At 66.2% G+C, this 9,520-nt stretch carries 6 protein-coding genes; all 6 read right to left on the reverse strand.

The features are described from left to right. Positions 1–108: 108 nt before the first annotated feature. A complete protein-coding gene (locus BKY59_RS08110; RefSeq protein ID WP_083671976.1) occupies positions 109–1,713 on the reverse strand; it encodes a GH39 family glycosyl hydrolase in 1,605 nt (534 codons plus the stop codon). Positions 1,714–1,726: 13 nt separating this feature from the next. Beyond that, complete coding sequence (locus BKY59_RS08115) at positions 1,727–3,259, reverse strand: tryptophan halogenase family protein (RefSeq protein ID WP_076070457.1); 1,533 nt, start codon at positions 3,257–3,259, stop codon at positions 1,727–1,729. Next, positions 3,256–4,806: a tryptophan halogenase family protein gene (locus BKY59_RS08120; RefSeq protein ID WP_076070459.1), complete on the reverse strand. Its 1,551-nt coding sequence runs from the start codon at positions 4,804–4,806 to the stop codon at positions 3,256–3,258. Before BKY59_RS08120 ends, BKY59_RS08115 begins: the two co-directional genes overlap by 4 nt. 64 nt (positions 4,807–4,870) lie before the next feature. Next, positions 4,871–7,918, reverse strand: a complete 3,048-nt coding sequence (locus BKY59_RS08125; RefSeq protein ID WP_076070460.1) for a TonB-dependent receptor — start codon at positions 7,916–7,918, stop codon at positions 4,871–4,873. Positions 7,919–8,272: 354 nt separating this feature from the next. Further along, a complete protein-coding gene (locus BKY59_RS08130; protein ID WP_240500023.1) occupies positions 8,273–9,346 on the reverse strand; it encodes an acetate/propionate family kinase in 1,074 nt (357 codons plus the stop codon). Next, positions 9,343–9,483 carry a hypothetical protein gene (locus tag BKY59_RS08135; protein WP_420822085.1) on the reverse strand — a complete coding sequence of 47 codons (141 nt, stop codon included), beginning with the start codon at positions 9,481–9,483 and terminating at the stop codon, positions 9,343–9,345. Before BKY59_RS08135 ends, BKY59_RS08130 begins: the two co-directional genes overlap by 4 nt. Between the last annotated feature and the right edge of the window lie 37 nt (positions 9,484–9,520).

Raw genomic sequence — 9,520 nt, forward strand, 5'->3', positions numbered from 1 at the left:
GATATCTGGGCGCCAACCCGGCTGGCCGCGACCGCGGCGAAAGCGCGCGCCAACAGCATCGTTTCGCGGCGGTTCGGCGTCAGGCCGCCCCCCGCTCGAATGACCGGATCACCTGGCCCGCGCGGCGATACGCTCGACCGTGGCAAGCACCACGTCGTTCGCGCGCATCGGCACCGTCGCGGCATGGCGTCCGTCCGGGCCGACTTGAACTGTCCGAGTCAGCTCGGGCAGGTCGCGCGTCAACGCCTGCAATTCCTGCACCTGCGCCGACGTCAGATCCTTGGGCGATCCCAGTTCGAGATAGCGGGTATGCGCATCGTTCGCCTTGAAACCGGTGCGCCGCAAGGTCAGGCGGTAACGCCCGGGCGCAAGTCCCGCGAAACGCACCACCGCGGACGGCTGCGCGCTGGCCGGCAGCACCTTGGTGAAGAATGGCCGGTTGCTGACCGACTGCGCCGGCTGCCGCCACGCCCACAGCAGGACGTCGGTCCGACCCTTCGTCGTGGTCGCCAGCGCCTCCGCGTCGCCGGTCGCGATCTCGTTTCCGCGCAGCTGGTTTAGATATTTGTACGCGAACCAGCTCGCCTTGCGGATGCCCTCGCGGTTCATCAGTCCGAACCCGCCATGGAACGACGTTGGCGGCACCCCGGCCTCCTCGAACAGATCACTGTACGTCCAGTAACTCATGCCCTGCGCCAGCCCGCGGGTCGCGCGCAGCTTGCCCAGGATATAGGCCGCACTGACATAGCTGTCATGGACCGGATCCCGCGGGTTGTAGCTCGCGCTCCACTCGGTGAAATACAGCGGCAGGCCGCGATATGCGGTCGCGTCGATCTCGCCCCGCACCTTGCGCACGTCCGCAACGACCGCATCGGGGTTGGTCGACAGCTTGTTGTCGTCCTGCCCCTTCTCATCCAGGAACCCGCCATCGACCCCGTAGGTGTGGGTCGTCAGGAAATCGATCGGCACGCCCCGCTTGGCGACATAGGCCAGCAGTTCGGGCACCCAGGCCGCACCCGCGGTCGACGGCCCGCCGACGCGCAACTGCGGGTCGATCGCCTTGATCGTCCGCGCACTGGATTCATACAGTTCGAAATAGGCCTTCTGGTCCGCTTTTTCCCAGAAACCGGCCAGGTTGGGTTCGTTCCACACCTCGAAGAACCAACTGCGGACCTCCGCCGCGCCGTAACGCTGGCGGGCATGACGCACGAACGCGTCGACCAGCGCCGCCCATGCCTTCGGCTCGGGATGCGACGTATTGCCCTTCCAGTAGAAGATCGTCTGCTTCGATGTCGCCATCGCTTCGGGTGTGAAGCCGAGTTCCACGAACGGCTTGATCTTGCGGGCGAGCAGGCCGTCGATCAGCTGATCCAACCTGGTCCAGTCGTACACCGTCCGGCCGTTTTCCACGCGCACCGTGCGCAGTTCGTCATGAAAGGGCGCATGGAAGCGTACGTACCGAAAACCCAGTTCGCGTACCGCCGTGTCGAGCTGCGCCAGGCTGTCGGGGCGGATCAGCGTTCCGGCATAGTCCGACCCCACCGACAGCCGGAACGACTGGTCCATCGGCGCGCCCGCCTTGCCCAGATCGACATCGACCGTCCGGGTCGCGGCGCGACCGGCGGGACCGACGGACTGCGCGGCGGCCGGCAACGGCGCGACCGCACTGCCGATCAACGCCGCGGTCAGGGCGACCGACATGGTGCGCAACATGGTCACTCCCGGATCAGACGGTTTGTAGGGTGCGCGCGGCACAGTGCCGCGCGATGAAGTCTTCGTGCGTGGGCATCGCCGCCGCGGTCTTGCCGATCACGTCGCGCAGATGCGTCAGGAACCGGGTCGAATCCGCTGGAGGCAGGCCGGCGATCAACGGGTCGAACGACGCCGGCCGCCTGCCTTGCCCCAGCAGCACGGCGATCCAGCTGTCGGGCGTGAACAGTTCGCCCGGTTCGCGAAAGAGGCGCGCCTTGTCCGCCCACAGCGCCAGCTTTTCGGTCAACGACGCCGGCACCGTCATCGTGCGGACATGGTCCCAGAACGGGGAATCGCTGCGCGTCGTCGCGTGATAATGCAGGATCACGAAATCGCGGACCTGATCATACTCGCGAAGCAACAGGCGGTTATATTCCGCCCGTTCGACCGGGTTGAACGACCGGTCCGGGAACAGCGCGATCAGTCGCGTGATACCGGACTGGATAAGGTGGATGCTGGTCGACTCCAGCGGTTCCAGGAACCCGCCGGCCAGGCCGATCGCGACGCAATTTCCTTCCCACAAACGCGCACGCCGCCCGGCCACGAACCGCAACTGGCGCGGATCGGCCAGCGGTTCGCCCTCCAGCCCGTCGAGCAGCGTGCGCACCGCCATGTCGTCGTCGCAGTGCGCGCTGGAATAGACATGACCGTTGCCGACCCGATGTTGCAGCGGAATGCGCCAGCGCCAGCCGGCGCGCTCGGCCGTCGCGCGCGTATAGGGGGTCAGCCGGCCTTCGCGCGTGCTCGGCACCGCCCAGGCACGGTCGCACGGCAGCCAGTGCTGCCAGCTGGTGAACGGCACGTCGAGCGCATCGCCCAGCAGGAGCGAGCGAAAGCCGCTGCAATCGACGAACAGGTCGCCTTCGATCCGGCGGCCGTCGGCCAGCGTCACGGCGTCGATATGGCCGTTTTCCGGATTGCGGGCGACCGACGCGATCCGCCCTTCGACACGGACCACACCGGCGGCTTCGGACAGCGACCGCAGGAACCCGGCATACAGCCCGGCATCGAAATGGAACGCGTAGGACAGCGTCGACAGCACCGCGGACGGATCGGCGACCGGCCGGTTGAACCGCCCCAGCCGCGCCGCGACGTGCGACAGGCAATAGTCGCCGATCTGGCCGGATGCCGCGACATTTCCACCGGCGGCCTCGCGCAGCCAGAGCTGATGGAAGGAAAAGCCCGCGACATCGCGTCCGTGCGTGCCGAACGGATGGATATAGTCGTCGCCGATCTGCGCCCAGTCGCGAAACTGGATCCCCAGCTTGAACGTGGCCTGCGTCGACCGGACGAAGTCGTCCTCGTCGATGCCGAGTATGCGGTTGAAGTCGAGCAGCGACGGGATCGTCGCCTCGCCGACGCCGACGGTGCCGATCTCCTCGGATTCGACCAGCGTCACCGTCATGTCGGCGGGCACGACGCGCGACAGCGCCGCGGCGGTCATCCAGCCCGCGGTGCCGCCGCCGACGATCACCACGCGGCGGAGCGGACCGGTCGATGCCGTCATGCGGCGGCCTGTGCGCCGAACCGGTGACGCTGCGCATAGTCGATCAGGTCGCGGTTGCTCGGCAGGTTGTGGATCGCGAACTGCGCCTGCCGCCGGACCTCCGCAAAGGCGCGGCGCGCGTCGTCATGATACCGCAGCGCGCCCGCCTTGGCGCTCAGGTCGGTCTTCCACCCCATGCCGTACAGCACATATTGCCAGCTTGGCGCGGTGAAGATGTCGATCTGCGGGTCGATGTCAATTTCGCTCGGCCAGCGATGGCGCCAGCGGTCGAGCATTTCCTGCAAGCTGTCGGGGATCGATGCCGCATCCACATTGTCGCGCCAGAACGCCGTGTCGCGCCGGTTGGAGATGCAATAATGCAGCTTGATGAAGTCCAGCGCCCGCTCGTACCGGCGGCGCAGGTTCAGGTTGAACTGTCGCGCCGACGTCTCATGGTCGCCGCTCCACGGGAACAGGTTGGCGATCAGCCCGGCCGACACCTCGGCAAAGGCGATGCCGGTCGCCTCCAGCGGCTCGAAGAACCCGCTCGACAGCCCGACTGCGACGCAGTTCTTGTGCCAGTTGATCTCGCGGTACCCCGCCTCGAACTTGAACCGCCGCACCTCGGCCTGCGCGCCGGCGGGGCCGAGATAGGTCCGCAGCGTCCGTTCGGCGGCCTCGTCGTCGATATGGTCCGACGAATAGACATGGCCGATCCCGCGGCGGCGATCGAGGCCGATGTCCCAGGTCCAGCCGGCCTGTTGCGCGGTCGATATGGTGTAGGACGCGATCGGATCCCGCGGCCCTGCATAGGGCAGCTGCGCCGCGACCGCGCGGTTGCAGAACAGCACGTCGTGGCACGACCTGAACGGGATGCCCATCGCCTTGCCGATCAGTTCGGCCCGGAATCCGGTACAGTCGATATAGAGATCGGCGTCCAGCACGCCGTTCGCCTCGGTCCGCACGCCCGCGATCGCGCCGTCCTCGGCCAACATGACCTCGCCGACCGTGTCGACCAGATGGCGCACGCCGTTGGCGATGCCCTGTTCGCGCAACAACCCGGCCAGCGCGATCGCGTCGAAATGAAACGCATAGTTCAGCGGGCCGACATAGTCGGCATGGCTCGGCAATTTGGGTGCGCGGTGTGCGTCCGACGCCTTCTTCTGCGGGGTGGAGACCTCATCCCAATTCTCGGTGCCGCCCAGCCCGATCAGCCAGTAAGGCAGCAGCTCCAGCCCGGCGCTCGGGTCGGCGACCTGGAACGGGTGCGAGTAATGATCGGTCGTACCCGACCCAGGGGTGTCCCGCCAATTGACGAATTTGGCACCCTGCTTGAACGTCGCGCCGCACCGGCGGATCAGGTCCGCTTCGTCGATGCCGATCGTCGCCAGCGTCCGCCGGATGGTGGGAAAGGTTCCCTCGCCGACCCCCAGCACGCCGATGTCGCGCGATTCCACCAGCGTGATCTCCGCCCCGCCCGGCAGGTCGCTGCTCAACCGTTTGGCGAGGTATCCCGCGGTCAGCCACCCCGCGGTGCCGCCGCCGACGATCAGGACGCGCTTTCTCATCCGCACACTCTCCGTCCGCCTGTTGCGCCGGTGCGTCGCCACCCTGGCGACGCACCGGCATCCGTCAGAACGCCAGGTTGATACCCGTACTGATCCGGCGATCGCTCTGGAACCAGCTTCGTCCGACCAGCTTGCCCCCCGGATAACCACCCATCAGCGTCTTCGCCGTCGTGGCCGTCAGGTTGGTGCCCTGAACGCCGAACGAGAAGTTTTCGGTGACCTTGAAGCGGATACCCGCGTCGACCGTTCCGTAGGAGTCGCTGTAGACCGGCAGCGCGATCTGGATCGCAGTCGGGACATTGGGCGTCGCGAAGTAATTATAGGTCGGGTTGGTGCCGTTGCTGTTGGTCGATTGGAGATATTTCGACCGCCAGGAATAGGCGATGCGGAACGAGAAGGGATTACGCTCGTACAGCAACGCGGCGTTGACGTTGTGCCTCGACAGACCGACCAGCGGTGCATCGTTGCGGATCACGCCGTTGATGTCGCGGTACAGGTCCCCCGGGTTCTTGCTTTCGATATACGTATAGTTCCCCTCGAACCCCAGCCCGCTGATCGGCCCCTGGAACATGTCCAGGAAGACACGGCCACCGACCTCGACGCCCTTGATCTCCGCCGTCTCGGTCGAATTGATGAAGTCGGATGCCGCGGCATTGACCACTTCGGTGCGCCCGTCGGCGAACGCGATCGACACCTGCCGCTGGGTCAGCGAGAAGATCGGCAGGTCCTTCAGCCGCTTGTAGAAGGGCGCGACATGGAACGTCGTGCCGCGCGCGCCATAATATTCGAACGACAGGTCGAAATTGCTCGCCATGGTCGGCTTGAGCAGCGGATTGCCGGTTTCCGCGGTGAAGTTGGTGAAGATACCCGGCTGCCCCTGTACCGGGTTGGCGGTCGTCGCCACCCCGACGGAACCCGACGCTCTCAATGCGTTGAAGCTCGGCAGGTCGAGCGTCTTGTTGAAGCCGCCGCGGATCTTGACCCGGCTGGACGGCGCGTAGACCACGTTGATCGACGGCAGCACGCGCGTGAATTCCGCCTTGCCACCGCGGGCGACGAACTGGGTCCCCAGCGTCACGGTTTCGCCATTGCGGATGAACGTGTTGCCGTTCTGCTGGATGAAGCCGCTGCCTTCGTTCTTGATATTGACGACGCGGACGCCGACGTTGCCGGAAATGCCGGGCGCGTCGGTCGCCGGCCCGAACCGGACCAGCGCGTAACCCGCCAGGTTCTCCGTACGATTGTCGACCTGATCGCCGGGCAGGATGAAACCGGGCGGACGAATGCCGGACAGCCCGCCATAACCCGACTGCGCCAGCGGTCCCGATGCCGAACAGTTGAATTCGGTGCCGGGCGGGCAGAATCCGGCCGGCGGCGGCGTGACCAGGCCGGTGCGGTTCACGTTGAACCGGTCCGCCAGTTCCCGCGTGGCGAACATCAGGTTGCCCGGGAGCAACGTCTCACCGCGGAAGAAGTCCTTGAACACATGGATCGCCACGTCGCCCGGTGCCGCATTGGCATAGGTAAGCTGCGGATCGCCATTCCAGCCACGGCCGAGCGCGGTCCAGTTATAGCCGTTCTGCAGGTCGCGCTCGGTCCGCTCCGCGTAACGCGCACCGACCTTGACCGACCGGAAGAAGTCGCTGTCGAACTTATATTCGGCATCGAGTTGCGCGGTATCGAGCCGGCCGCGGTTGTTCTCGTTGTGCGGCATGGATGCCGACCAGAAGTAGTTTGCGGGGTCCGCGAACGACGCCTGCGTGGCCGGGTTGACGGTAATGCGCGGCAGGCCGCCGGTCAGGTCCATCCCGAACGCCTGACCGAACCCGACCTCGCGAAAGATGTCGATCCGGTCATAGATCTGGCGCGAATCGACGCGCTGGATCGCGCCCTTCACGCTCAGCGGGCCGTCCTGCGGCGCCCATGCGAACGAGATCGAATAGTCGCGGGTGCGCGTGTTGCTTTCCACGAAGCCCTTGTTGCCGGCGCTCGTCACCTGGCCGCCGGGCAGGAACGTCGCGCTGTCGCGGTTAAACAGCGAATCGGTCTTCAGCAGCAGTCCATTAGAATCGAACGTGCTGGTGGCCGGATCGACCGCCAGGGTCTGCGACGACACCTGCGCGCCGAAGTCGTCCGACGTGCTCTTGTACCGCGACTGGAAGAAGCTGCCGGTGAAGGTCAGGCTGTCGGACGGGGCCCATTGCACCGCGCCGTAGATGCCGTTGCGGCGATACTGGAACTCCTCGTCGCCATAGGCGAACCCGCCGGGGATGAACCGGTCCTGCCCGCCGACGTTGGTCTTGTAATAGGGTTCGGTGCGGAGGAACTGGGACAGCGAACTGAACTGGCTGTAGGCGATATCCGCCAGCAGGCCGATGCGGCCGATCGGCGTATCGAACGTGTCGGTGACCAGGACGGACCCCATCGGATCGGCCTTGTTGGCACGGTCGCCCAGGCTCAGCTCGGCGGTTCCGGCAACATGGAACTTGCCGTTGAAATCGAACGGCATCTTGGTGCGCAGATCGATTTGGCCGCCGGTGCCGCCCTCGATCAGGTCGGCCGTCGATGCCTTGTATACATCGACCGCGGCCATCAGCTCGGGCGTCACGTCGCTCCACAGGATCGCGCGGCCGTTGTTGGCGCTGAAGATCTCGCGACCGTTCAGGCGCGATGCCACGCCCGTCAGTCCGCGAACCTGCACGCCCGAACCCTGGACGGAGAAATGGTCGGGGTCGTTCAATGCCGCGAACCGGACGATCGACACGCCCGATACGCGCTGCAGAACTTCGGTGATCGAATTGTCGGGCAGCTTGCCCGCATCGTCGGCGACGACCGAGTCGACGATCGTCTCGCTACGACGCTTGCGTTCGACGGCCGCTTCCAGTGCGGCGCGGCGGCCCGTCACGACGATGGATTCGCCGCCCGTGTCGGCCGCACCGGGCTCGCCCACGTCCTGACGCGGCGCTGCGGCCTGCGTCGCATCGGGGGCGATCGGCTGGATCTCCGCCTGCGCCAGTGCGGCGCCGCCGTAACCGGTGGCAAGCAGCGCAGCCAATGACACGCCGGTCCGGAGCAGCTGACGCTGCCCGAAGGTCTGCTTGAACGCTTTCATCCGTCCTCCCCTTATGGTCCGCACGGCTTTGCGTGCTTTGTCCCGTTGCAGCACAACCGTGGTGCTACCGCTAACATCCCTAAGCCGGGAACAAACCGGTGACAATATCCATTATGTACCCTTCGCGTGATTGCTTCGGCGAGTCCGACCGATCGGGCTGGCCCCTTAGCGGGTCCGCACAACGGATCAACGCCGCGATCGACCCGTGACTGCGCCTACTATGAGAGCAGCGTTGGGCTGCATGACGATCGTCATACGCTTACGCGATCCCGGGATGCGAAGCGCGCGCGCAGCCCGCGACAATCCAAAAACGTTCAGCGCGGACCGGCAGGCGTCCCCATGCCCGTCCGCCGCTCACCTATCCGCAAGAAGCCCGCGCATGTGTCGGGCAATCTGGTCTTCCTCGCGGGACGCGCAGACAATCGCGCGGCAGCCACCATCGTTCCGATCGCTACAATCCGGTGACAGCAATACGCCCGCCCACCGCAAATCGTCGCAGATGCACTGGCGCACGACGGCGTCATGTTCGCCGATACCCCCCGTAAAGACAATGGTGTCGGCGCCCCCCAGGGCCGTCATCATCGCGGCGATCTGCTTGGCGACCGACCGGCAAAACATCGTGACCGCCAGCCGTGCGTCCGGTCCGTCCTCGTCGTGCAGCACGCGCATATCTCCGGACAGGCCCGACACGCCGAGTAGCCCCGATTGCCGGTTTACCAACCGCTCGAGTTCGGTCGGGTCGGATCCGCGAACGCGCATGAGATAGAGCAATATGCCCGGATCGATGTCCCCGGTTCGCGTGCCCATCATCACGCCACCTGCCGGCGTCAGCCCCATGCTCGTGTCGATCGACTGCCCGTCGCAGACCGCCGTGACGCTGGCGCCATTGCCCAGATGCGCGATCACCAGACGCTTCGGCACGTCCTCGCCCAGCTGGTGCACGATCGATTCGCAGGACAGTCCGTGGAAGCCGTAGCGATGGATGCCCTCCGTCCGCATCGCGTGCGGAACCGGCAACGTTCGTGCGACGTCGGGCATGGTCGCGTGGAAAGCGGTATCGAAGCAGGCGATCTGCGGCCGGCCGGGATAGCGCGCGGTCGCGGTCGCGAGGAGCGCGAGCGCCGCCGATACGTGGAGCGGCGCGAACGGCTCGGCCTGCTCAAGCTCGCGGATCACCGCGGCGTCGATTCGGCAATGCCGCAACAGCCGCGGGCCGCCATGAACGATGCGATGCCCCACCGCGACCGGCGGGGGTGCGCAGGCCTGCGTCAGGGCCGCGTCGATCGCACCGAAGGCCGCCGCCCCGCCCGCGGGATCGACCTGTCCGGCCACGATCGTCCGAACCTCCGCCCCTGCTATGTCGAACGCGGCGAACTTGAGCGACGACGAACCGCTGTTCAGGACCAATGCGACCCTGGGTTCGCTCACGCCGGCCACTTCCAGTCGCGCACCTCCGGCATGTCGTCGCCTTGTTCGGCGATGTAGAGCTTGTGCCGCTCCATCGTCGCCCAGTAGCGCGCCGTCTCGGCCGGCACCCGCCCCGCCAGCCGCGGGATGCGCTCGATCGCGTCGAGCGCGAGCCGGTAGCGATCGAGATCGTTC

Origin of the sequence: Sphingomonas montana (assembly GCF_001956315.1) — a bacterium.
GTDB classification, from domain to species: domain Bacteria; phylum Pseudomonadota; class Alphaproteobacteria; order Sphingomonadales; family Sphingomonadaceae; genus Sphingomonas_R; species Sphingomonas_R montana.